Below are 24,169 nucleotides of genomic sequence, written 5' to 3' on the forward strand. Positions count from 1 at the left end.
AAAAACAACCTCTCAGAGGTGAAAGGTTGTTTTTTGTAATTGCAGCTTTATTGAGTTGTTTAATTTATGAGGGTTTCTATTTTTTCAGTTTTTAAATTATAGTATCCTTGCTGAAACAGCCTCTGCTGCTTGTTTAGGTGATATTTTACTGACATCAATTTTCTCTGTATTTAGGCAATCATACTTTTTAATTCTGCCGATACTTCTTTGAATTATGTCTTTAATTCTTATTCCGTTCTCTACATCTTTATTCAACCTATTTTTAAAAGATTTTTGCGAAAGAAGCTCATCAATTATCCACTGCTTTTGTTTCCTCATTAACCGTAAACGGAGTCATATCCCAACACCAGTCACCATCGAGAAAAACATTTTGCTTCGGTTTGGTATTGGCGGAAATAAATCCAAAAATAATTGGTATCTCCCGGCTTTATCCCAAATACTTTTTTAAAGTTGCCCGAACAGCTCCAGGACCTGTTAACATTTCACCAAACATGTTCTGGATGCGCTCACCCATACCGATGGCATATAGGTCCGAGCCGAAAATATTCACGTTAGACAGTATGCTTGACAGGCTGGGTATAGGTCCACCAAGGGTTGCACCGCCCAATTTCGCTTGAAGTTCCTCCAGCATTGGGTCCGGGCTCAAATTCATAGACTTTCCTACATCATCCACAGCAAGAAGATACCTACACCAGGCTGCAATGGCCAGAGAAATACCCGTTAGTTTTTCAATCTTCAATGTTTCGTTTTCCACATAAGATTTTATCGTTTCCCCAAAACGGATTCCCACTTTTTGTGAGGTATCTGTTGCAATTCTCATGGTAGTATCAGGAATATAAGGGTTTGTAAACCTTTTGTAGAATACTTCATCCAGAAATTCCTTCGGACTGATTATTTCAGGATCTACCACTACCGGCAGTCCTTCTACATAGCCGATCCGCTCAACCAAGCGTGATATATCTTTATCCTTTACAGCTTCAAATACCATGGTATATCCTAAAAGCCAGCCAACAATGGCAATAGCGGTATGTAAAGGATTCAAACAAGTAGTCACTTTCATGGTTTCAATCTTATTTACAGTTACACGGTCTGTAAGCCAAATGCCCTTGGCCTTTTCAAGAGGGAAGCGGCCATTGGGAAAATCGTCCTCAATAAAGAGGTACTGGCTGACTTCAGAGTTAACAAAGGGCGCAATATAGGTGTTCTTGCTGGTAACAACAACTCCCATATTCTCGACGCCTTTAGCTTCAATGGCTTTCTGGATGTCTTCTGAAGGTCTGGGAGTAATTCTGTCGATCATTGACCATGGGAAGGATACGGTTTTTCCGTCCTTCAAGTAAGCTACAAAGCCTTCCTCTACATAGCCCTTGGCTAGCCAGGCCTCTGCAATGGTAAGCACTGCGGCACAAAGCTTTTCTCCATTTTTTGCACAATTGTCAGTGCTGACCAATGCAACAGGATACTTGCCTGCCAGATACCTTTTGTGCATTAGTGCCACCAATCTGCTCATGACATGAATGGGTGCCTCTAAACCGTTTTCGATATCGCTTTGAATGACTCCCAGGAAATTTCTTGCACTGTCGCGAACCGCATAGCCTTTTTCCGTAATGGTAAATGTAACCATTTTGAGAGAAGGCTGCTGGAATACCCAGACCAACCGGTTCCATTCCTCTGTGCGGGACGGATTTCCCACGATTGCTTCGCCGATGCTTGCAATAACCTTCATGTCGAGACTTCCATCAGCATCCGCAAGAACATTGAGTGTCAACATATCATATTTTCTATAAACATTGTCAATTATTTCTTCGTCAAAGGTTTCTACTGCTATTATTCCTGTTTCTGCAGTACCTGCTTCCAGTAATTCCTGATGGCAGGCCGACATGAAGCCTCGGAATATATTTCCTGCACCGAAATGTACCCATTCCGGAAAACTTGCGGTCTTTTTCAGCATTGCATCCACATCAAATTTTGGTATCTCAATGCCTGATTTCTGCCATGCTACTGTATTTTTTAGACTTTCCCTGCTCAGTTTCATACCTTTTTTCTCCTTTCCAGTTCATAGGCATCCCATAGACCTAGAAGATACATTACTCCCAAAGCACGGTCGTACATGCCGTAACCGGGACGGCAGAATTTTTCTTCTCCCCAGATATGACGGCCATGATCGGGGCGTGTATATCCTTTAAATCCAATCTCATGATATGCCTTTACAATCTTATCTACAGGAACGCTTCCGTCACTGGTACGGTGGGAGGTTTCAATAAAATCCCCGTTATCAAAACACTTGACGTTTCTGATATGGGCAAAGTGAATCCTATCACCGAATTCGCGGATCATTGCCGGAATATCATTAGCCGGGCTTGCACCCAACGAACCTGAGCACAATGTGAGACCATTGTAAGGGCTGTCTACCAACTTCAAGAAACGGCGGATATGTTCACTGCTGCGGATAATACGCGGTAATCCATAAATAGGCTGAGGTGGATCATCCGGATGGATAGCCATCTTCACATCACATTCTTCACATACGGGTATTATGCGTTCCAGAAAATACTTACAGTTCTCTGTAAGCTTTTCTTCGTCAATACCCTTATATGCATCAAAAAGTTCTTCGATTTTCGCCAAACGCTCAGGTTCCCAACCAGGCATGGTAAAATCCGATCCCTTTTCAAGAACTCTGTCTATCAGTTCCTTTGGAGGCAGTTCTGCCTTTTTCTTATCATAAAAGAGTGCATTGGAACCATCGGGCATTTCATTGTACAGGTCGGTACGTACCCAGTCAAATACAGGCATAAAGTTATAGCATATGACTTTCACGCCCACCTTTGCCAGTTTTCTGATTGTGTCAATATAGATATCAATATATTTGTCCCTTTCCGGTGACCCTATCTTAATAGAATCATGGATATTTACACTTTCTACCACTTCCGGATGAAAACCATAGCTACGGATTAGGTCCGCCTCCGCTTCGATTCTTTCAAGTTCCCAAACTTCACCGGCCAATTTATCATGCAAAGACCACACAATTCCCTCTACTCCGGGGATTTGTCTGATTTGTTCCAGTGTTACGCTGTCATTTCCAACACCATACCATCGCCATGTCATTTTCATAGTAGTACTCTCCTAATCTTATTTATTTTCAGCTACCAGTTTTCCTTAAAATATATTTTATTGAAATACCCGTCCTCCATCTTAAAAGCTCTGTTTATTAACCGTCAAAGCAATATTTCTGGCAGAAGCAATTTTTTCATCCCTCCCCCTCTTATTCCTTTTATAGTTACTTCCAATCCTATCTGCAGTAATTATAGCTGCAGCCACAGTCTCTACCGATACAGGATACAAACGGAGCTAACCCACTTCCACATAATCTTTTATTTTGTGAGAAACATACATAGCATTTACAATTTTTATAGCTTTCAATGCCTCATTTCCGTCTACTTCAAAATGCTGTCCCTCAGGCAGTTTCTTATAAAAGTCATGCACAAGTGCTTTATGACCACAACCCCAGTAAGCTTTTTCGCCATTGGCTTTTTCATCGTCGGAAATATGCTCGATATCACCATTGGAATATTTAATCGTGACATCTCCTTCCATTCTTATAACAGCTTTTTCGCATACTATTTCAAGCATAACAACCGAATCTAAGGGATAGCCATTGGTAGCATAAAAAAATGCTGTTGCGCCACTTTTGAATTTTATAGTTGCTTCCGCAGTGTCTTCAACTTCTATAACATTCTTCAAAAACCTCGTATCAATGGAAGCCTTGATAGTGTCAATATCGCCCATAAACCATTGCAACAAATCCAGCGTGTGAATTGCCTGATTTATAAGTAATCCGCCGCCTTCGGTTTCCCATTTGCCTCTCCACTTATCCCTTGAATAGTATTCCGCACCTCTATGCCAGGTTACAAATGCTCTAGCACCCAGAACCCTACCCGTTTTTCCGGTGTTCAGAATTTCTTTGACTCTTCTCGATGTATGATTAAAACGGTTTTGAAAGCTTACCCCCAGCATCCGCCCGGTCTGTTTGGATACTCGTACCATTTCCAGTGCGTCTGAAACAGATATCGCCATTGGCTTTTCAGTTAGTACGTGTTTGCCTGCCTTCATTGCCTCTATAGCCATTGGAGCATGAAGATAATGTGGCGTACAGATGTGAACGACATCAATAGTATCACTTTTCAACAGCTCTTGATATTGGGCAAACACTTGACATCTATGCTTTTGTTTCATTTCTAATGTCTTACTGCTATCAATATCACATACTGCGTAGAGATTTGCATTATGACAACTCAATATGGCGGCTTCATGCATAGAAGCTATGTTGCCGCATCCTATTATGGCAGAATTCAGTTTTTTCATCTTATTACTCCTTTCTGATTTATATTTAATATCACTCTGCATAACTATCTGTTAGGAAGGGGAAATCGGGATTCTGATACTTACAACTGAACCAAAATTATATTTGCTTTTTATTCTTAATCCATACTCATTTCCATAGAAAAGCTTAAGTCGTTTATTAATATTTCCTAATCCGATATGTTCATATTGTTCAACATCGGTTTCAAGCTTTTTTCTGACCTCCATAAGAGTAACTTTTGTCATACCTTTTCCTGAATCAATAACAGATATATCTAAATATTCAGAATTAGCTTTAATTTTTATTTTAATTTTACTTTTTGTCTCTTTCTCTTTTGCTCCATGGTAGATGCTATTTTCAACTAAAGGTTGCATCAAAAGCTTTGTAACTTCTATATCTTCTGTGTATGGGTCACATTCCCATATAACATCAAACTTATCTCCATAACGGTATTTTTGAATTTCAATATAGCTTTTTGTGTTCTCAATTTCTTTTTTCAACGTTACAGTCTCGCTTGGACTTTCAAGTGAATATCTCAGTATATCCGAAAGGTTTTCAATCATTCTGTTTATGTAGTTTGACTCTCCGAGGTGAATAATGGTTTCCCAGCTTATGGTTGCAAGAGTATTAAAAAGAAAATGCGGATTTATCTGAGATTGAAGTGCCAACAACTCCATCATCTTTAGCTTGTACTTTCTTTCAGATAATTGGGTTTTCAAATAGCTTTGTTCAATAAAAGTCTTAAGTATATTATGAATTATATATCCGTATTCGTCCTTTATACGGTCTGGAAAACTTGGCAGCGGATAGCCATTTTCCGCTGATTCCAGTATTAAAAGAATTCTTTTGACCTGACTATAGTTTTTTCTCGTAATATAGAATGTAAGTGCCAATCCAAGCAAAAAAGAAATAAGCAAGGATAAAGCTGCCATTTGGGTAATTTTGATCGGAACCTTGTAAAAGAAAGAGCTGGGCGTTATTAAAATGTATTTCCAGTTATATTTGCCTGATATTGTTTGATTTATCGTGTACTCTTCCTGACCTATATTCAAGATTTTATTACCCTCGGTGTCCTTAAAATCCATTAAATTATATTTTTCAATCTCTTCTGCTTTTTTATTGCAGTATATCAGCTGATTATCCTCATTCAATACCATGAGTGTTTGCTCCGGATTTAAGATAAGAGAATTAAAGCCTTTTTCAAAATAGCTCTGAAAAATATTGAGAACCAAAACTCCTTCTGTTGAATTTAAGCGCATGTATAATGTAACTATTTTTTGAGGGCTCTTTTCAAAGCTATACATCCGGATATTTCTCACTTCACTCCAATCGTATATGTTTTTATTCTTTGCATTATAGCTGTCATACCAGACTTTATCATTATAATCCTTCATGTTGACAACGCCATCTCCAGAAGCCAAAAATCTTTCCTTATTGCTGTCAAAAAGAATATAAATGGAATGGATATAAGGCCTGGCACCTACTGAAGTGGTAAGAAGTTCCTTTACTATATTATTAAGTTGAAGGTCTTCATATGTAAACTTATTATTTGAAAGTATTTGATTTGTAACCATACTGCTATTGTCAAAAATAAGCCTGAGAAAATCAGATTCATTTAGTATAAGCTCTGAGTTTTCCTTAGTTTGTTTGAGTAAATTCATATTACTTTTATTTATATCTTCATGAATGAATTTTTTAGTTATTGTAATAGATAGTGTCCCCAGAATAAAAATCGGAATAAAAAGAGGCAACGCAAACAATACCAGATTTCTTATAAACCCACGTTTTTTCATTTAATCATTCCCTATCATCTGAATTTCTATCTTTTCTGTATTCCTTTGGACTTATCCCAAAATAATTCTTAAATGCCCTTGAAAATGTTTTAGAGCTGTCATAACCAACCATATTTCCAACTTCATAAGTTTTATAGTTAATCTCCTTCAGCAGTTGTGCCGCCTTATTCATCTTAACGGAGATGACGAAATCGGAAAAATTTTCTCCTGTCTTACGTTTAAATAGTTTACTCAAATAGAATTCACTTAAGTGAACCCGTCCTGCTGCTTTTTCCAATCTGGCATCATGATAATTCTCCGTGACATAATCCTTTACTTCAGCTATTATCTTTTCATGAATACCATTAAATTCCGAGTCAATTGTCCCAACATCTTCAAATACTTTATTTTCAAGTTCTTTATCTAATTCCTTTTTAATCTTCGAAAAAACTTCTGCAAGCTCATTATATTTCGTTGGCTTAAGTACATAATTCTTAACACCGTAATTAATCGCTTCCTTGGCATATTCAAAATCTTTGTATCCGGTTAGAAAAATAACCTTTATTATCATACCCCGGTTATATATCTCTCTTGCTAAGTCAATGCCCGACATAATTGGCATCCTTATATCACTCAGGACTACATCAACGTGGTTTTTTTCAATAAACTCCAATGCTTGTTTTCCATTACTAGCTTCATATAAAACTTCAAAACCAGTTTCATTCCATGGAAAATAATTGCTTATACCATTTCTCAATCTGGGTTCATCATCTGCAATGAGAAGTTTATACATTTATTTTATGTTCCCTTCATAAATTTTACAATTTACTACATCAAATATTATTATTTGCATTGTATTATTTATTATATAATATAGCTACTAATGGTTCAACAAACCCTGAATAATGAACTTTTTTCCAATACTCGTCTATTTTATGAAAACTACCTTCCCCTTAATCATTGTAAATTCTATATTAATATCTTCATCAAATATAACAATGTCTGCATCTTTTCCAGGGACAATACTTCCTTTACTTTTATCAATTCCTATGATTTCTGCCGGCGTACTGGTCATCATTTGTATCGTATCAAGAAGGGGAAGCCCTACTTCTTTATTTATTGTCCGAACAAGTCTGTCGGTTGTTGCAACGCTTCCTGCGAAAGCTGTCCTATCCTGCAATTTAGCCACTCCATCTTCAACAATAACCTTTTGCCCATCCTTTATGCTTCCCAGTATGCTTTCTCCATCTCTCATACCGGCGGCCCTCATTGCATCTGTTACAAGTGCCGTCTTACCAGGGCCCTTAATCCTATAAATTAATTTTAACAGGCTTGGGGGTAGATGAATCCCGTCTGCTATTATTTCTACTGTTAATTCATCAAAATAATAGGCACTCTCTATTACACCTGCATGCCTGTAACCATTTACCCTTTTTATCGTTGACATAGCAGAATATAAATGCGTTATATGAGTAAAACCATATTTAACTGCCTTCTCAACTTCTTCAAAGGTTGCATCGGAATGGGCTATGGAAGGCAGGATTCCTGTTGATTTAAGATAGTTGCCAAACTCCAAAGCACCATCTAGCTCCGGTGCTGCACTCCATCTTACAATATCATCAGACCAACGTAAGATTTCCTTGTATTCATCCGGTTGAGGATTTCTTATATACCTTGGATCTTGAGCACCCCTTTGTTCAAAAGAAAAGTATGGGCCTTCCAAATGCAGTCCAAGCAGTTCTGCTCCCTTTTCATTCTGCTTTTTAGCCTGGCTGAATACCAAAAAAGTATTTTTTAATTCATCATTTGTACTTGTCAATGTAGTAGGCACCATAGCAGTTGTCCCGTGAATGGCATGAAGATTTGCTGCTCCCAGATAAGCCTCAACGGTTCCATCCATAAAATCATAACCACCACCACCGTGGACATGGATATCAATAAATCCGGGTGAAACGTAATTGCCCTTTGCATTAATGATTCTACATTCTTCAACCTTAACATCCGTTTCACTGATACACTGAATAATGCCATTTTCGATGACAATACATCCATTACTTATTAACTTACCGGGTGTTAATATCTTTCCATTTACAATTTTAATTCTGTTCACATTTTCCCTCACTTCTGGCAAATGCAAACATCCAATCGAAAAACAACATAATTTTGCTTATTTTTCGACTGGACCATTCTGCATTAGCTCCTATTAATTTACATAAAGTCGACAACCCGACTTCCGGACTCCTTATCAATATACAGTATTGCATTTTTATGTCTCTGTAGAATTGACGCAGGGCAATTTTCAGTAACCTCGCCTAAGACAGTCCCGTATACCGCATCGGCTTTTGTCCTACCGGGGACCATACAAAATATACAATCTGCTGCAGTAAGCGCCGGTATAGTAAGAGTAACAGCATTAACAGGAACTTCATCAAGACTGGCAAAGCAGCCGTCATTAACTTGCTGCGTTCTGCACTTCAAATCCAGTGAAGCTACCTTTACCAGATACTTATCGTCAAAATTTGCAACATGAGGATCATTAAATGCAATATGTCCGTTCTCTCCTATTCCCATACATACTATATCTGTCGGATACTCCTGAAGGAGTCTGGAATACCGCCGGCACTCAGCTTCAATATCCTCTGCATTTCCATCCAGATAATGTACAGACTTAAAATCCACCTTTTCAAATAATCTCTGCCTTAAAAAATTTCCAAAACCCTGTGGTGCTTCATAGTCCAGATTTATATATTCATCCATATGAAATGCATTTATACTTCCCCACGGAATCTCCACATCTGCTATTAATGCAGATAAAAACTCATTTTGTGAAGGTGCTGCTGCAAAAATAATATTGACTTCCTTTTTTTGTTCAAGGACTCTCTTGATAGCGACTGCAGCTTCTATTGCTGCTTCCTTACCTAAAGCTTCCCGAGAATTAAATATCTTTACTTTCAAGTTTCCAGCCATGTATTCTTTATTTTCTGGCAATGCAATCCCTCCATCCTACTTGCTTTATATAATTAATCGTCCGGCATTACTACTTTTTTTGCATTTTTACTAAACGCTATACTATTCTTGCATACATCAAGGATTGCTTTGTGTCCAATCAGATAATTCTGTTTATTAATCCTGTTGAAGAAATCTTTAGTTACAGAATTATTGACCTTTGGCACATTGAGTTTAACTGTTTCACTGCCATTTTCAAATAAAACTACAATGGGCTCTTTGGTTAAAGGATCTCCCAGACACCTTGCCTCAAGACATCCTTTAGAACCTGTACAGAAAATTCTCATATCTCCCCAATTCCAGTGGGTGTCAGGAATATGCCAATCTACTCGGAAGTACCCGCTGATACCGCTTTTGCTCGTAACAAAGAATTGTGAACTATCATAAAACGTCTTTTTTTCTTTTAAAATAGATTTTTGGACTATGCCTGTATAGGACTCGATTTCACTCGATGTAAACCATTGAAACAAATCAATGGAATGAACCAGTAAATCAATTATAATTCCACCATTCAAATCCTCTTCAAAATGCCAGTCAGGTCTTGTATGAGGAGTGAGTCTGTGCGGGTTAAATATTTCAACCGATAGAAGCTCTCCTATTCTATTATCAGCCAGTATATCTTTGACTGCCTGAACTTCATCCATAAATCGTATGGTCAGCATCAAACCAACTTCAATTTTACCCTCTTCAATTACTTTCTTAAGTCTCAGGTATTGACCTTCATTTATAACAACCGGTTTATCAGCCATAACATGAACACCGTGCTGGCTGCATTGTTCAATAATATCAATCTTCCTGTTATTTATAGCTGTAGTGCCTATGATTTCAATTCCACATGCAAAAAGCTTCTCTACATCATCAAATAAAGGAACGTCATACTTTTTTGATAAATCCAGAGCCAATTCAGAATTGTCATTAAATATGCCCGAAAATTCACCACCCAAAGACAACATATCCTCGACGAATTCATAGATGTGTCCATGTGCAGAACCAATAACACCAAATTTCATAAATCAGTACCCCCTAATGTATTACAGTTTTACCATTTTCCCGCTTTTTGCGGATTTATATATTGCAAGTATGAGGTCAACAGCCTTTCTCGCCTCTTCACCCGGAACCATCGGTTCTCTTTTATTTATGATGGCATCAACCATATCGTTGATGATTTCAAAATGGTCAAACTTAGATATATCGCTGCCAAAGGTTTTCAAATCATTTTCTACATCCTCTACGTTGAACTTCACAAAACCATTATCTCCAAAGGCAATCGTACCTTTTTCACCATGTACTTCAAACATGATTTCTTCCTGCCCATAAATGGAAGTTGCCCCTTGTATAACACCAAAAGCGCCATTTTTGTACTTCATCGCCGCTACTGCAGTATCTTCAACCTCTATTTTCCTAATTAAATGATCGGCATAGGCCATTACACTTTCGATATCCCCAATCATCCACTGCATTAGATCGATTCCGTGTATTCCCTGATTCATCAGAGCACCGCCGCCATCCAGTTCCCAGGTACCTCTCCAGCCAGCACTATTATAATATTCCTGCGACCTGACATGCTTAACATAAACATTGGCCATTACAATCTTTCCAAGTTTGCCCTCCTGAATCAGCCTTCGTGTATAGACAGCCGATTTCATCGTTCTTCTCTGGAATACACCACCTAGCAATACCCCTGCCTTCCGACAGGCATCAATCATATCTGTCATCCTATCTTTGGTAATTTCCAGAGGTTTCTCACTCAGAATATGCTTTTGATACCGGGCTGCATCAACTATTATGTCCCTTCTTGCTCCACTTGGGACACATATTGAAACAAGATCAATATCACTTCTTGAAAGCAATTCCAAATAATCAGTACAATAACTTACTACACCATATTTATCAGCAAATTCCTTGGCTTTTTCCTCTATAATATCGCATACTGCAACAAGTTCTGCCTTTGTAATTTTTTTGATAGCCTCCACATGGGAATGGGCAATAACACCACATCCGATAATTGCAATATTAATCTTTTTATTCACTTTATATCCTCCTGCTATAATAATATTTTTACCCCTTTATTCCAGTTGTCGCTATGCCTTGAACAAAATGCTTCTGAGCAAAGAAGAATAAGATTACTGGCGGAATGATCGTAATAATTGACATTGCTATGATTTGATTCCAGTTAATAGAGGTTGTCGCATCCATCGACATCCTTAGCCCCAGTGAAAGCGGGAATTTTTTTACACTATCTATATAAATTAATGTATTGAAGAAGTCATTCCAGGTCCAAATAAACTGAAATATTGCCACTGAAAACAATGCTGATTTTGAAAGCGGCAGCAGTATACTGATTAAAAATCTTACCCGGCCACATCCGTCTAAAAATGCAGACTCATCCAAATCACGGGGAATTCCGCGGAAAAATTGTACCAGCATAAAGATAAAGAAAGGATAACAGGCAAATATTGCAGGTACGATAAATGGAAGGTAGCTGTTGAGCCAACCTAATTTTTGAAATTGGAGATACCTTGGTATTATTATTACCGTATTCGGTAACATAAGAGTTGAAATCATCAATGCAAAAAGCGGTTTCTTAAGCACAAAGTTAAATCTTGCAAAACCATAGGCAACAACCGAACTTGATGCAATTGTAAAAAGTACTGTCGGTATAACGAGTTTAAAGGTATTTAAAAGAAATACGCCATATCCGAACTGTCCACTGCCTTTCCATCCATTTATATAGGCGTCCCAACTAAAGCTATTTGGAAGTAATTTGAGGGAACCAAAAATCTCATTATTAGTTTTAAATGAGGCAAAAAAGAGCCAAACCAATGGGTAGATAAGTAAAAGTCCAAAAAGAAGTAGAAAAACATTTTTTAACGTATATTTTATTCTGAAACCCATTAAAAATCCTCCTTATCCTCATAGTGAACCCAATTATTTGATGTTCTGAATATGATCAGCGTCATTGCAATGATGACAATAAATAAAATCCATGATAGAGCGGACGCGTAACCCATCTTAAAGAAGCTGAAAGCATTATCATAAATCATTAGTGACATTAAATTTGTAGCTTTCATGGGGCCGCCGTTTGTGATCACAAAAGCACCCGTAAACTCTTGGAAAGCGTTTATTGTCTGCATGACCAGATTGAATAAAATCATTGGAGTCAGCATGGGAACCGTAATATGTAAAAACTTTTTGACAGAAGATGCCCCATCTATTTTTGCAGCTTCATAGAGTTCATATGGTATATTTTTCAATCCCGTTAAAAATATTACCATGGATGATCCAAACTGCCATATAGTCAAAAGACTTATCGTAAACAAAGCCACATCCGGGCTTCCAAGCCAATCTACCGCGGGTATCGAAAGTTTGCCAAAGGCCATATTAATTATTCCATCGCTCTTGAATAAGAATCTCCACAATATGGAGATGGCTACGCTTCCACCCAGAATGGAGGGCAGATAATACATCGTTGTATATGCACCGGCAAATCTGAGCTTCGAATTTAAGATCATTGCTATAATCAACGCAAAAATCAATTTTCCAGGAACCGCTATTAAGGTGTAAATAAAAGTTGCTTTTATAGAGTTATAAAAGTCCGGATCTACAGTAAATATATCTATATAGTTTTTCAGGCCTGTAAAAACAGGTTTTGAAAGTAAACTATAATCTGTAAAAGAATAAAACAGGGAAGCTACCAAAGGGTACAACTGGAAAGCCAGAAAGCCTATAATCCAAGGACTTATAAAAAGCAAACCAATATTATCACGAAATTTCCTCTTTGGGGTACAAGCTAATGAATTTTTCATTAAAAAATGACCTCATTTCCAGTTTGTAGTACGCGTATCCGCAATACAGTATGAATTGTTATATATCCCTGAGACAAATACCGCCATTAAAATTGCAGTATTTGTCTCAAAGGTTCTTCAATTTACTTTTTTGATTCTTCACATTTTTGTAAAAGTTGCTGTATCAGCTCATCAGCAGCAGCTTCAGGAGTAGCTTTGTTAAATAAAACTTTTTGAATAGAATAATCTACTACTTTTTGGAAGGTAGCTGCAACATATAAAAGGTTTTGAGTAGTTCCCTTCTGGTTGCTTACCCGATTAATTGCATCATTTACAATGGTATCGGTTTTATTGGCTTCAAGAAGGATTTTTCTTCCGTTCTCCGTAGGCTGAGGCCCTCTCACTTCGCCCAGAGTTGAAATAGCGTCCTTATCATTAAAGAACCAGTTAATAAAATCTGAACTTTCCTTTTTATTTTCCGATTTATTATTTATAGCAATAAGCATTGTTGATGTTAATCCCAGAAAGGAATCCTTTGCATCCTTACCAACAGGGTAAAGGGAACCAACACATTTAAATTTTTCCGATTCAAAAGCACTGAAAGTACCAAGAGGCGTACCGATCATACCCGTTTCACCATTAACCCATTTAGGACTTTCCTGAGGCTTGTTATCGAAAGCCAACGATTCGGAATAAGGCTGTACAACACCTTCTGCATATAAGGTCTGCAGATACTTAAATGCATCCACTACATTATTTTTATCAAAGCCCAGTTTATAATCATTGCCAATAAATTGTTTTCCTGTCTTTTGGCTAATATAGGTTGCAAATAATTGCCTTATTGATGAAATATCGGAATGGAGCAGGTATGCATTTTTATCCTTGGCATGCACTTCCTTACCTTTGCTTAAAAGATTGTCCCAATTCCACACAGTATCTACAGGTATATTGTATTTTCCGAAAAAGTCAGAGTTTATAATTAACGAAGGATCTGCATTAATTGCGGAGGGCAGACCTACTAATTTATCATTAACGGTACAAACATTATTCAGTATGGCCGAATCAAATACCTTAAGGTCAATGTCTTTAACAGCTTCATCCTTTTTATAATCAACCAAAATGCTGGAACCTTTATAATTTGTTAATTCAGATAGCCAGGTTGAAGAAACTTGTATAATATCAGGTGCCGTTCCACCAGCAAATTGTGTCATCAGTTTCTGATAATAAGCATCAAATGCCGCATATTCGCCTTCAATTTTTATATTTTGGTTTTTGTCCATATACAACTGAATTGCATCCAATGTAGCTTTATGACGTGCCTCCGACCCCCACCAGCTCATTCTTAAAACAACCTTTTTATTTGATGGTTCTTTAGCTGAAGGTGTAGCAGTATTTGGATTATTGCTACCGCAGCCTGCAAAAATACCAGTAGCAATGAATATGGAACAACACAAGCTAATAAGTCTTATTCCTTTTTTCATTTTTTTTAATTCCTCCTCAACAAATATTTTTTAAACTATGACATTATTCTACTACTTAATAAACACGCTTTGAAACCACAAGACTTGTTAAATGGTTGCTTTATATAACCATATAAAATTGAACCTAATGTAATAAAAGGCTTGAAAAAACAACTTTCTTAAAATAACCTCCACATGATTGGATAAAAGGTATCTTTTTTTGTCATTGTTATTCCGATACAATCTTATAATTTAGACGATTGCAGAATGGAATTCAGTAAAAATGTGGATAAAGAATGCACGACTAATAACCTTTTGTCAAAAAGGCAGGATGGCGAATTTATTGTTACAAAGTAGTTTCCAATCTCAGAGTAAACCATGCCAAAGAAAGTGATGCGGAGAAAAGGAACATCTTTTTGTTGGTTAAAAAAGAAGATAAATAGAACTATTTTACGAGCCTTAGTTCTTCCTCGCTAATATACTCAACAGCCTGCCACGACTATAAATCTTAAATGTTAATATGCGTTGCTTGTAGCAACGGGCAATTCCTCATACAATAGTGGTAACGACTGAAAGAAAGGAGGTTATCCCTAATGTTAAACGAAAACATTAAAGCAATCAGAAAATCAAAAGGACTTTCGCAAGAAGAACTTGCTATCAAGCTGAATGTGGTGCGACAAACAATCTCTAAATGGGAGCAAGGATTGTCAGTTCCTGATTCTGATATATTAATCTCCATATCGGAAGTGCTTGAAACACCCGTAAGCACTTTGCTTGGGGAAACTGTTATTGAGTCGAAAGTTGATGACTTAAAAGCGATTTCCGAAAAACTGGAAATTATAAACTTACAACTTGCACAAAGGAAGACCACGAGAAGAAAAATACTTCGTTGGCTACTTATCTCATTGTGTACGGTCATAGTAACAATTTCTGCGGTCTTAATAGTATTAAATAGTCCTTACTTAGGTTGGAGTTATAATGACCCTGAAACCGCCGTTTTCGGAGTAGCTTTTCACGCATTTGAATGGCTGTTTGTCAGATTAGCACCGATTATCCTTATAGGGGCAATCGTTGGAATTTTCTTGACACGGAAGAAATCATAAACCTGCTATACTTTTGGTGTACAGTTCAGACTTCCAGTTTGTAGGAGGGTTTTTAAGGCTCTCCTACAAAAAATCCCATTTATCAACTATTTGTTATGACATAGCCTTTTTTTATTTGATTTCAAAAGAGGCCTCTAAAGGTATTGGCCCCCATTCATAATATGTTTTTTCTCTAAATGCTATTCACTAAATGCAGCTTCAAGAGATAAAATATCTTCAAGTACTTCCTTGTACTTCTTCTTACAATATAAATAACTGTAATACTTTTATCGGAAACCAACAAAGGTAATCACTTCAGATTGTATGAAAGTAAAGAAGAAGCTGAAAAATGGCTGTTGGAGCTTTAATAAATAAAAAGCTATAGTGTAGGTCAGGTGATGATGCAAAACTGAAAATTATTTCGTTTTGCATCATCACTTTGCTACCCATAAGCCTTATATTTATCTAGATTCCCTACCTGACACTTGAAAACGCCAAATTGATATGATGAACGCTATAAGACCCGTAAGGGCTACTATTGTTAAAGCAAACGCACCACTGTAGTCCGTTTTAATATTATACGCCAGTGTTGAAAATGCCTTCATTGCATGTGTTGACGGAAAAATATTTCCTAACCATATAAGTGGTTTTGGCAGCATTGATGTAGGAAACATGATACCACTTAGCATAAGAGACGGTAGAAATACTGCCTGAGACAGCATAGTCGCAATGGAATGGCTTTTTGCCGTAACTCCGATTAAAACTCCTATTGAAATACTTGTAATAAGAAAGATAATAAGGCTGACAAAATACATACCATAATTTTGAGGTAAACCTGCATCAAAAATTAGTGGGGCTGAAACTAAAATAATGACAGACACTATCAGCAAATGCAAAAATGCACTTATTATCTGTATGAACAATACAGCGAAACCCGGTATCCCATTTACGCGAAAGGCTCTAAGTACACCGGATTCTTTCATTTTAACAAATGGTGTAGGTATACCCAAAACAGCACCCATGGTAGCAGCAAAAATACCCATTGAAGCAGAAAGAGTATTTTTAGCCTCAGGGGTTATAGATGAAAATACAGCGCCCATTACAAGAAAAAAAGCTAATGGAACAACATAAAATGTCAATAGTGTTCCCTTCTCACGAATATCTATCTTAAATTGTATCCAAAGATAAGTTAAAAATGCTTTCATTTACGTTCCCTCCTGTCTACCAACTCAAGAAATCTTTCTTCAAGAGAAGGTTTTTGTACACGCAAATCTTCTGTAGTATCTCCTGCTGCCTGAACTTGTTTTAATATATCCATTACGGATGTTGCTACATCACTACATACCCACTCCACATATTCTTCGGTTGCCCTTATAAATCTGGCACTGCCTATATCACGCCCCGGCAACAGGCTATTATTTTTGGTGCGTATCACAATACGAGTTTCGGTATTCCCCACCGCCGTTACTTGTTCAGGAGTTCCGGTAACAGCAATTCTCCCTTTTACCATTATGGCAAGATGATCACACAGCATCTCTGCTTCAGCCATATCGTGGGTAGCCAGTAAAATAGTAATACCCTCAGATTTTAAATTTCGAATAGCATCATGGAGTTGAGCCCTTCCCTGTACATCCAACCCCGCTGTAGGCTCATCCAATATTACCACTTTGGGATTGCTTGCAAGAGATAATGCCAAATGCAACCGTCGTTTTTGTCCGGTAGAAAGAGCATGGTATTGTTTTTTAGAAAAATCATTTATACCAAAGCGCTTAAAAAGATCAAATCTTACCGGTACCCCATGCCACGCACATACAAGTGACATAGCCTCATCCACACGTATTCCGTCCGGCAGTGAGGAAGATTGCAACTGTACTCCTAAATTACGTCTCAGATTACGTCCGTCTGATAGTGGATTGCATCCCGCAACATTCAATTCCCCGCTATCCGGTTTTCTAATTCCCTCTAAACATTCCAGAGTGGTGGTTTTACCTGCCCCGTTCGGGCCTAAAAGCCCAAAAACTTCTCCCTTTTGTACTTTGAAACTAATGCCGCTCACGGCAAATATATTGCCGTATTGCTTTGTTAAACCTTTGACTTCAATCATTTTGTTTTACCCCCATATCGGACAATTTAATACCATTATTCTTGAGAAATGTATTTAAAGCCTGCTCTAAAAACATCTGTGTAGCTTGCTTAAATTCCTGTACTTCGCCAGGCCAATTTTCTATATCCAGACCTGCTGACATAAGTGATTTCAATAAAACCGTATCATCTCCGGTAAAAGTAGTAACCATTTCCCACCATTCCTTTGCTAATTCCTGTCCTTCTCTTCCTATAGGATCATATTCTTTTCGATATAAATCTATCATCTTTGTAAAAATTTTCTCACAGTTTCGAGCAAAATCGGTGGCACGTGCAGAAGTATCAAACCTCTCTAAAATATATTTTACCTGCTCATTACCAAAATATCGAAGCATAAAGGCATATGGGTTTCTCTGACTCATTAGCTGCATAATTGTAACGAATTTGTCTATTCCAATTTTTCCATCAGATTTAATCTCTACAATTGCCTTTTCCATGATGTTCTCTATATTTTGTAAATAGGCTATTTGTGAGGACAGTATATCTCTTTGTTGTGTGAGTATACGTTCAAGTTCCTCGGGACACTCATTTGATAGCAAACGGTCACGAATTTCAACAAGTGAAAAACCTAATGATTTTAAAAAAAGTATCTGTTGGAGGCGTATAATATCACGCTGCTTATATATACGTCTTCCGCCTTCGGTGTACTCAGGGATAAGCAAGCCACATTTGTCATAATATTGAAGAGTGCGTATGGTCACTCCTACTTTTATAGCAAGTTCACCAACTGTAAATATATTTTTGTCTTCATTTTCCATACTATCCCTCCTAAAATGATTATACTATATTACGTAACGTCACAAACAAGAGGAAAATAAAAAATTTTCCAGAATATATGTAAATAAAAAAGGATATAACATTCATATAATACTTTGAATGTTATATCCTTTTTGTAGAATTTATGCCTTTAAATAATTATACATTCAATTCCTTTACAGATAACATATTGAAAAGCTTGCTTGCTTCGGCAAATTCATTATTTTGCAGTTTATTTAATTCTACTATACGCCTGTTGTTATCTTTAACTATTTTATTATATGTTCTTCCTTCTATTTCATCAAACCCATAGAGCTTTGCATTATGGGTCAACGGAGGTTCATCCATTCTGAAGTATTTTTCATTCTCTTGCAAAATACCCCTATAGGTTTTATAGTCTTTTATAAGCCTAATCCCGTATTTTTCAGGATATCTTCCTATTAAGCTGTTAGGCACCACAAAATATTCATTTACCCAGAAGTAGTTTATATACTTATAATTTCTTTCTATATATTTATATGTATCTGCAAAATCTTCATCAAATTCGTTGGGCATTCCCAGTATCACTTCAATATCAGTCCAAATTCCCAATTCATGGCACCATTTCAAAACCTGTTCACTTTGTGCAAGATCAAGCTTTTTATCTATAAGAGTAAGCATTTTTTCACTGGCTGTGTCAAGTCCAAAGGTCAGCTTCACGCACCCTGCTTCACGCATAATTCTCAGCCTCTCATATGTCAGGTTGTTAAATCTGCCACAGTCTGACCAATAGAATTTTACACCTTCAGAAATAACTTTGTTGCAGAAATCATCAACGAATTTTGCAGAGTAATTAAAGGAATTGTTAACAAAATTAAAATAATTAGTGTTATATTTATTCATCAATTCAACAATATCATTAAACACCTGATCTGCATTACCTCCAACAACACTTCCCCTGTCAAAATCGCTCTGTGTACAAAAAGCACAATTAAACGGACAATTATAATTAAATATATAGGGAATAATTATTCTGGGTCGAATATTTTCACCTCTTTGCTTGTTATATTTATTTACCATTTGTCCCGGACTTCCCGGAAATCCCCCCGGCCATTTGAAGTATTGAAGTAGATTGTCCGAATTAGCCTTTCTTGCTTTTTCATCGTTTCCGGTCGTTTCTTGCATATGTCTGTAAAAATGATTCAAATCCATACCGTCCCAGTCAGGCCTTAATACAAGTGGTCTATATTCTTGATTTGCAATAATATCATTGCCTATCATTTTTACCAGCCCGCTTACATTTTCTATTGCATAATCATCTTCGCCATCATTAATTTTTGAAATAATATCCCATATAGCCCTTTCTCCAGCACCTTTAACAATATATTTAAAGTTTTCAAGTACAGCTTTCCACAAATCAAAAAACATATCACGGAAAATATACATAAGTGAAACATTATTTCCTCCAAAAAAAACAGGCTTTCCAAAATTATTTTCCAGAAATTTGCCCAGCATAAAGCCTGAATGTATCTGCATAAATGAGTAATCAGCACCCACCGAAATACCATAACTGTCATATTTGTCCAAATCAATTCCTTCAAGAAGTCTTGAAAAAATTTCATCGATTTCCTTGTTAGCTTCTCCATTCAGGTAACTGAAAACTGTTTCGATATCAAAAAACTTTTCAAATCTGGATTTGTATTCTTGATTGTTAAATCTTTCAGATAGTTTTGTATTCAGGTCAAACATTCCTGTTTCCAGACCCTTTCCCCTTAAGTATCCGGATAATACTCCAAATCCCAAACTCAGATGAAACATTGACATCTTTTCAGGATACTGGAATCCAGATTCAGATGGAGCCATCAAAAAGCATATATTTTTTATCATTTAATCATTATCCCCTTTACTACACAAAATTCTCAAAGAATAAGAACCTTGTCTTATTTAGCTAACAGCATTCTGTAAAACTGACTTACTTCATTGAATTCGTTCCTTTGAATTTTATTTAATATTGATATACGGCTGTTATTATCAAGAAGTATTTGTTCATATTCTCTTCCTTCGAGCTCATTAAACCCGTATAATTTAGCATTTTTTGTTGATATCTGTCCTTCTTTTGAAAAATAATTTCTATTATTTTTCAAAAGCTCTTCGTATCCTGTGTAATCTTTCATAAGCTTTATGCCATACCGCTCAGGATACTTGCCGATGAGACTATTAGGAACTACAAAATACTCATTTACCCAGAAATAGTTAATATACTCACGATTTTTTTCAATATAATCATAGGTATATTTGAAGTCTTCCGCTGTCTCTTGGGGCAATCCTACAATGATTTCTATATCTGCCCATATTCCCAACTCATGACACCATTTTAAAACCTGCTCACTGTGACTGATATCAAGTTTTTTGTCAATTAAGTTAAGTATTTTGGGACTTCCGGTTTCAAAACCAAAGGTCAATTTTATACAACCGGCTTTGCGCATAAGCTCCAATCTTTCATAAGTCATATTATTGAAGCGTGCACAATCTGACCAGTAAAACTTTGTACCTTCATGTATAACTTTTCTACAAAAACTGTTTGAGAACTCCACAGAATAATTAAAAGCATTGTTAAGGAAATAAAAATACTTAGTATTATATTTGTCCATTAAAGTTGTTATGTCATTAAATACATTTTCAACTTCTCCCCCTATTACACTCCCTCTGTCATAATCGCTTTGTGTACAAAAAGCACATTTATAGGGACAATTGAAATTAAATATATATGGGATCATTAATCGCGGAACTGCATCTTTATTTTTTACCCTGTTATAGTAATTAGCTAATTGTCCCGAGCTATCTATACCTACATTGGGCCACTTGTAAAAAAACAACATGTTTTTTTCCGTATTTTTATAATTATCTGTTTCATCAAACATATATTTAGAATAATAGTCTGTAGACATGCCATCCCAACTTGGCTTTACAATTTCAGGTGCATACTCTGGGTTGTCGGAAATTTGTCTCCCGTTCAAATTTACTAAGCCTCGGATATTTCTTAATTCTTCAGGCTGCTTTCCTTGATTGAGACCACAGATAATGTCCCAGATTACTTTTTCTCCGGCTCCTTTGATTACAAAGTTGAATTGCTTTAGTATGGTTTCCCATAGCTGATAAAAAACATCTTTAAATATATATAGATAATTAATGTTACCTCCTCCGAAAAGTACTGTTTTGCCATATTTTTTTTCTATAAATTTTCCTACTAAAAATGCTATATGAATCTGCATAAATGAAAAATCTCCGCCCAATGATACTCCCAGAATATCAAAATCATCTATATTTATTTCGCTAAGCAGTGAAGCAATTAGGCTATCTATCTCGCTGTTTGGAGTACCATTCAAATAGCTCAACACAGCATTATAATCATATATAATTTCGATTTTATTTTTTTGCAAGTCGTCGCTTGACCTTTTAGATATAACAGAATTCAAATCATGTATTTCAACATCCAGGCCTTTCTTAGCAAGATACCCTGATAATATTCCCATACTTATTGGAGGCAGAGGCGTTTGTGCCGGGTATTGATATGCACTTTCACATGGGGATAGTACAAAGCAAACTTTCCGAATCATATTTATTTCCTTTCTTTATTTAGACATTGTATACAAATTAACGCAATTGTTTAAGTACCTCATCCGGCTTGGGGAGATTGTCAACAATTTCACGATATTTATTAGCCCGTATTTGAAACTTTTCCAATACCCCCGGATTTTCAAGAATATTCTTTATTTTTTGGATAGTATCCTCTTCATCGAATTGCTCAGCGTTAATGACAACGTCCATATATGGATTCTGTCGTACAAGAGGTTCAAGGAATGTATGCCATCCCACAGGAAACATACTATAGGGGTAACATATATCCAGTTTATTTAAAATTTCATTCACTTGCTCCGTAGGTTTAAATGGCAAATTTATATCTTGCCTTTTACCTTGTTTAAAAAATATCGAATTTGTAATTACCACGGATGGAATCCCTGAAAGTGCTATTTTAGCCAGTGTCGTTGAGGTTATATTACGAGATAAAAATAAATCAGAAGCTATAGCATACTTTTCAAAAATTTCAGGAGGTAGTCCACTAAAAGTTTTTACATCCGATGTAAGTCCCTTTTGATTAAAAAGTTCCGAAGGACCTACGCAGAGTATTATACCTTTATCTACAGATTTGATAATTGTGTCTGCAAATATCTTATTCGATGCTTCCACAAAGCTTTCTACATGAGGATACAATTTATGTGTTTGTTGCCAAACCGCTGATGTAACAAGAACAATCGGCTTATTCAAAGGTAAGTTCAGCTCTTTCCTGACTTTCTCTTTTACTTGTCTGTCATAGGGAAGAAATTCGTCCACTAAAGGATAATAGAATTTGTTCTGTTCTTTTTCATGTTGTAAAGAGGGATTAGCAATAGGGCATGGAACTATTCTAAAACCAAAGTTTTTTACATCTACCTCATCCAGCACTTTTGATTTATAGCCGTATGTGTCCATTCCCCTTCTTTTTAAAGCCCAATCAAAGTTGTCAAACGTTCCCAACTTTCCTTTAAAAATATGTAAATCCTCTACTTTCAGACCATAGTGTTTTTCACAAAAATAGTAGTTTATAAAGTCTGATAAAATTACATATTGAGGTTTGAATGTATTCTCTAAATCCTTAATGAGAACTTGATTAATGCGTCCAGCCTTAGGAATAAGTATAGTATATGGGATTTTGCAGGATGATAATGCCTTTTCATGAGAAGGAGGTACTAAAAAATGTACTTTATATCCTTTTACTTGGATTCTTTTTGCGAATTGTAATGCTATTAACAGCTCTCCATATGCCCAGTAGCTAGTTACAATAAATAAAACATTCATAAAAAGCTAGTCCTCCGAAATAACAGGTTTAAATTCGTCCCATCCATAATAATATACATATTCTTTATAGACGCCTCCACATTTAGAAGCATGGACACATTTATTGCAGGGATCTCCTTTTCTTCGTGTTTCATTTTTCATAAACACTTCATAATCCTGTAAAACAATATTATGGAATAGCAATTTGAAATGTATATCATCCCAACCTATTACATATTTGTTGTATTCCCCCAACATACACGGCGGGTAGCCTTCAAGCGTCACAACCATGTTCCTTCCTATGGCCGTATCAACAGCCTCCTCCACTGAGGAAATACACTCGCTTAGTTTAGGAACTACAAGATGAAAATTTTCAAATGCTTTTCCGGTGGGATGAATTGATGATATATTGACGTGGTCTACTCCAATATCAATAACAAAATTAATAATATCTTTAAGCTGGGAGTAGTTTTGTTTACACACAACAGTGTTTGTCCGTACTTTTTTTCCTAAGGCTTTTACATTCTTTATTCCTTTCACTGCTTCCTCAAAGCTTCCCTCAACAGTAGTAAAAAAGTCGTGCATATTGGCATCTTTCCCATGAATTGATACTACGAAAAGATCTACCCCTCTGGTTGCAAGTTCTTTTGTAAATTCAATATTACTAAGCATCCGAGCATTTGTTTGTAACGAAACTGTAGGGTATCCTAATGCCTTTATTTTATCCAGTATTAGAATAAGTTCCGGAATAATAGTCGGCTCGCCACCATGAATATTTACACTTTCATATCCATTTTTAGCATTTTCTTCAAGATATTTAAAAACAACTTTTAGATTTACGTGTTCTTGCTGACCCTGATAGGAATTTACTACACAAAATTTGCAGGAGTTATTACACTGGTCAGTTAAATGTACACTTAAACTTTTCATATTTTTTCACCTCGCATGATTT

21 protein-coding genes are annotated in these 24,169 nt (G+C 36.4%); 1 reads left to right on the top strand and 20 read right to left on the bottom strand.

Annotated features, from left to right (window positions below; genetic code table 11):
* Window positions 1-96 precede the first annotated feature (96 nt).
* The 13 genes from P0092_RS18460 to P0092_RS18520 all read right to left on the bottom strand — a co-directional run bounded on the left by P0092_RS18460 (window position 97) and on the right by P0092_RS18520 (window position 14,404).
* A complete protein-coding gene (locus tag P0092_RS18460) occupies window positions 97-318 on the bottom strand; it encodes a hypothetical protein (RefSeq protein ID WP_040759120.1) in 222 nt (73 codons plus the stop codon).
* Window positions 319-427: 109 nt separating this feature from the next.
* The gene (locus tag P0092_RS18465; protein ID WP_004620605.1) at window positions 428-2,035 is read right to left on the bottom strand and encodes a mannitol dehydrogenase family protein; all 1,608 of its coding nucleotides are present in this window, start codon (window positions 2,033-2,035) and stop codon (window positions 428-430) included.
* On the bottom strand, window positions 2,032-3,111 hold the full coding sequence (uxuA, locus tag P0092_RS18470; RefSeq protein WP_004620604.1) for a mannonate dehydratase: 1,080 nt from the start codon (window positions 3,109-3,111) through the stop codon (window positions 2,032-2,034). The genes P0092_RS18465 and uxuA overlap by 4 nt, the downstream gene beginning before the upstream one ends.
* Window positions 3,112-3,348: 237 nt before the next feature.
* Window positions 3,349-4,362: a Gfo/Idh/MocA family protein gene (locus P0092_RS18475; RefSeq protein WP_004620603.1), complete on the bottom strand. Its 1,014-nt coding sequence runs from the start codon at window positions 4,360-4,362 to the stop codon at window positions 3,349-3,351.
* Window positions 4,363-4,413: 51 nt separating this feature from the next.
* On the bottom strand, window positions 4,414-6,153 hold the full coding sequence (locus tag P0092_RS18480) for a sensor histidine kinase (RefSeq protein ID WP_004620602.1): 1,740 nt from the start codon (window positions 6,151-6,153) through the stop codon (window positions 4,414-4,416).
* Between the two features lie 4 nt (window positions 6,154-6,157).
* Complete coding sequence (locus P0092_RS18485; RefSeq protein ID WP_004620601.1) at window positions 6,158-6,925, bottom strand: response regulator transcription factor; 768 nt, start codon at window positions 6,923-6,925, stop codon at window positions 6,158-6,160.
* Window positions 6,926-7,060: 135 nt separating this feature from the next.
* Window positions 7,061-8,242, bottom strand: coding sequence for an N-acetylglucosamine-6-phosphate deacetylase (gene nagA / locus P0092_RS18490; RefSeq protein WP_004620600.1), 1,182 nt, complete (start codon window positions 8,240-8,242; stop codon window positions 7,061-7,063).
* Window positions 8,243-8,340: 98 nt separating this feature from the next.
* Window positions 8,341-9,120, bottom strand: coding sequence for a glucosamine-6-phosphate deaminase (locus P0092_RS18495; protein WP_004620599.1), 780 nt, complete (start codon window positions 9,118-9,120; stop codon window positions 8,341-8,343).
* Between the two features lie 32 nt (window positions 9,121-9,152).
* On the bottom strand, window positions 9,153-10,148 hold the full coding sequence (locus P0092_RS18500) for a Gfo/Idh/MocA family protein (protein ID WP_004620598.1): 996 nt from the start codon (window positions 10,146-10,148) through the stop codon (window positions 9,153-9,155).
* A 21-nt stretch (window positions 10,149-10,169) separates the two neighbouring features.
* The gene (locus P0092_RS18505) at window positions 10,170-11,168 is read right to left on the bottom strand and encodes a Gfo/Idh/MocA family protein (RefSeq protein ID WP_004620597.1); all 999 of its coding nucleotides are present in this window, start codon (window positions 11,166-11,168) and stop codon (window positions 10,170-10,172) included.
* A gap of 28 nt (window positions 11,169-11,196) precedes the next feature.
* Window positions 11,197-12,033 (bottom strand): carbohydrate ABC transporter permease, encoded by an 837-nt coding sequence (locus P0092_RS18510; RefSeq protein ID WP_004620596.1) that lies wholly within the window; start codon window positions 12,031-12,033, stop codon window positions 11,197-11,199.
* Window positions 12,033-12,944: a carbohydrate ABC transporter permease gene (locus P0092_RS18515; RefSeq protein ID WP_004620595.1), complete on the bottom strand. Its 912-nt coding sequence runs from the start codon at window positions 12,942-12,944 to the stop codon at window positions 12,033-12,035. Before P0092_RS18515 ends, P0092_RS18510 begins: the two co-directional genes overlap by 1 nt.
* 122 nt (window positions 12,945-13,066) lie before the next feature.
* The gene (locus tag P0092_RS18520) at window positions 13,067-14,404 is read right to left on the bottom strand and encodes an ABC transporter substrate-binding protein (protein ID WP_276186988.1); all 1,338 of its coding nucleotides are present in this window, start codon (window positions 14,402-14,404) and stop codon (window positions 13,067-13,069) included.
* Window positions 14,405-14,976: 572 nt separating this feature from the next.
* Here P0092_RS18520 and P0092_RS18525 point away from each other — a divergent pair.
* Window positions 14,977-15,486: a helix-turn-helix domain-containing protein gene (locus tag P0092_RS18525; protein ID WP_004620593.1), complete on the top strand. Its 510-nt coding sequence runs from the start codon at window positions 14,977-14,979 to the stop codon at window positions 15,484-15,486.
* 440 nt (window positions 15,487-15,926) lie between these two features.
* On the opposite strand, the gene P0092_RS18530 is transcribed toward P0092_RS18525, so the two are convergent.
* The 7 genes from P0092_RS18530 to P0092_RS18560 all read right to left on the bottom strand — a co-directional run bounded on the left by P0092_RS18530 (window position 15,927) and on the right by P0092_RS18560 (window position 24,147).
* Entirely contained in the window at window positions 15,927-16,670 is a 744-nt protein-coding gene (locus P0092_RS18530) for an ABC transporter permease (protein WP_004620592.1), read from the bottom strand.
* On the bottom strand, window positions 16,667-17,569 hold the full coding sequence (locus P0092_RS18535; protein WP_004620591.1) for an ABC transporter ATP-binding protein: 903 nt from the start codon (window positions 17,567-17,569) through the stop codon (window positions 16,667-16,669). Before P0092_RS18535 ends, P0092_RS18530 begins: the two co-directional genes overlap by 4 nt.
* Complete coding sequence (locus P0092_RS18540) at window positions 17,562-18,365, bottom strand: MerR family transcriptional regulator (protein ID WP_004620590.1); 804 nt, start codon at window positions 18,363-18,365, stop codon at window positions 17,562-17,564. Before P0092_RS18540 ends, P0092_RS18535 begins: the two co-directional genes overlap by 8 nt.
* A 157-nt stretch (window positions 18,366-18,522) precedes the next feature.
* Window positions 18,523-20,229 (bottom strand): B12-binding domain-containing radical SAM protein, encoded by a 1,707-nt coding sequence (locus P0092_RS18545; RefSeq protein ID WP_004620589.1) that lies wholly within the window; start codon window positions 20,227-20,229, stop codon window positions 18,523-18,525.
* Between the two features lie 53 nt (window positions 20,230-20,282).
* Window positions 20,283-21,959 carry a B12-binding domain-containing radical SAM protein gene (locus P0092_RS18550; protein WP_004620588.1) on the bottom strand — a complete coding sequence of 559 codons (1,677 nt, stop codon included), beginning with the start codon at window positions 21,957-21,959 and terminating at the stop codon, window positions 20,283-20,285.
* Window positions 21,960-21,996: 37 nt separating this feature from the next.
* Window positions 21,997-23,238 carry a DUF6365 family protein gene (locus P0092_RS18555; RefSeq protein WP_004620587.1) on the bottom strand — a complete coding sequence of 414 codons (1,242 nt, stop codon included), beginning with the start codon at window positions 23,236-23,238 and terminating at the stop codon, window positions 21,997-21,999.
* 6 nt (window positions 23,239-23,244) lie between these two features.
* Window positions 23,245-24,147, bottom strand: a complete 903-nt coding sequence (locus P0092_RS18560; RefSeq protein ID WP_004620586.1) for a radical SAM protein — start codon at window positions 24,145-24,147, stop codon at window positions 23,245-23,247.
* Between the last annotated feature and the right edge of the window lie 22 nt (window positions 24,148-24,169).

It is taken from the genome of Ruminiclostridium papyrosolvens DSM 2782, from assembly GCF_029318685.1.
In the GTDB taxonomy this organism is placed as follows: domain Bacteria; phylum Bacillota; class Clostridia; order Acetivibrionales; family DSM-1351; genus Ruminiclostridium; species Ruminiclostridium papyrosolvens.

What these genes read in the sequence shown, in the direction of transcription:
- P0092_RS18460 (WP_040759120.1), bottom strand. Translation starts at nt 318, where the DNA reads ATGAGGAAACAAAAGCAGTGGATAATTGATGAGCTTCTTTCGCAAAAA.
- P0092_RS18465 (WP_004620605.1), bottom strand. Translation starts at nt 2,035, where the DNA reads ATGAAACTGAGCAGGGAAAGTCTAAAAAATACAGTAGCATGGCAGAAA.
- uxuA (WP_004620604.1), bottom strand. Translation starts at nt 3,111, where the DNA reads ATGAAAATGACATGGCGATGGTATGGTGTTGGAAATGACAGCGTAACA.
- P0092_RS18475 (WP_004620603.1), bottom strand. Translation starts at nt 4,362, where the DNA reads ATGAAAAAACTGAATTCTGCCATAATAGGATGCGGCAACATAGCTTCT.
- P0092_RS18480 (WP_004620602.1), bottom strand. Translation starts at nt 6,153, where the DNA reads ATGAAAAAACGTGGGTTTATAAGAAATCTGGTATTGTTTGCGTTGCCT.
- P0092_RS18485 (WP_004620601.1), bottom strand. Translation starts at nt 6,925, where the DNA reads ATGTATAAACTTCTCATTGCAGATGATGAACCCAGATTGAGAAATGGT.
- P0092_RS18500 (WP_004620598.1), bottom strand. Translation starts at nt 10,148, where the DNA reads ATGAAATTTGGTGTTATTGGTTCTGCACATGGACACATCTATGAATTC.
- P0092_RS18510 (WP_004620596.1), bottom strand. Translation starts at nt 12,033, where the DNA reads ATGGGTTTCAGAATAAAATATACGTTAAAAAATGTTTTTCTACTTCTT.
- P0092_RS18515 (WP_004620595.1), bottom strand. Translation starts at nt 12,944, where the DNA reads ATGAAAAATTCATTAGCTTGTACCCCAAAGAGGAAATTTCGTGATAAT.
- P0092_RS18520 (WP_276186988.1), bottom strand. Translation starts at nt 14,404, where the DNA reads ATGAAAAAAGGAATAAGACTTATTAGCTTGTGTTGTTCCATATTCATT.
- P0092_RS18525 (WP_004620593.1), top strand. Translation starts at nt 14,977, where the DNA reads ATGTTAAACGAAAACATTAAAGCAATCAGAAAATCAAAAGGACTTTCG.
- P0092_RS18530 (WP_004620592.1), bottom strand. Translation starts at nt 16,670, where the DNA reads ATGAAAGCATTTTTAACTTATCTTTGGATACAATTTAAGATAGATATT.
- P0092_RS18535 (WP_004620591.1), bottom strand. Translation starts at nt 17,569, where the DNA reads ATGATTGAAGTCAAAGGTTTAACAAAGCAATACGGCAATATATTTGCC.
- P0092_RS18540 (WP_004620590.1), bottom strand. Translation starts at nt 18,365, where the DNA reads ATGGAAAATGAAGACAAAAATATATTTACAGTTGGTGAACTTGCTATA.
- P0092_RS18545 (WP_004620589.1), bottom strand. Translation starts at nt 20,229, where the DNA reads ATGATAAAAAATATATGCTTTTTGATGGCTCCATCTGAATCTGGATTC.
- P0092_RS18550 (WP_004620588.1), bottom strand. Translation starts at nt 21,959, where the DNA reads ATGATTCGGAAAGTTTGCTTTGTACTATCCCCATGTGAAAGTGCATAT.
- P0092_RS18555 (WP_004620587.1), bottom strand. Translation starts at nt 23,238, where the DNA reads ATGAATGTTTTATTTATTGTAACTAGCTACTGGGCATATGGAGAGCTG.
- P0092_RS18560 (WP_004620586.1), bottom strand. Translation starts at nt 24,147, where the DNA reads ATGAAAAGTTTAAGTGTACATTTAACTGACCAGTGTAATAACTCCTGC.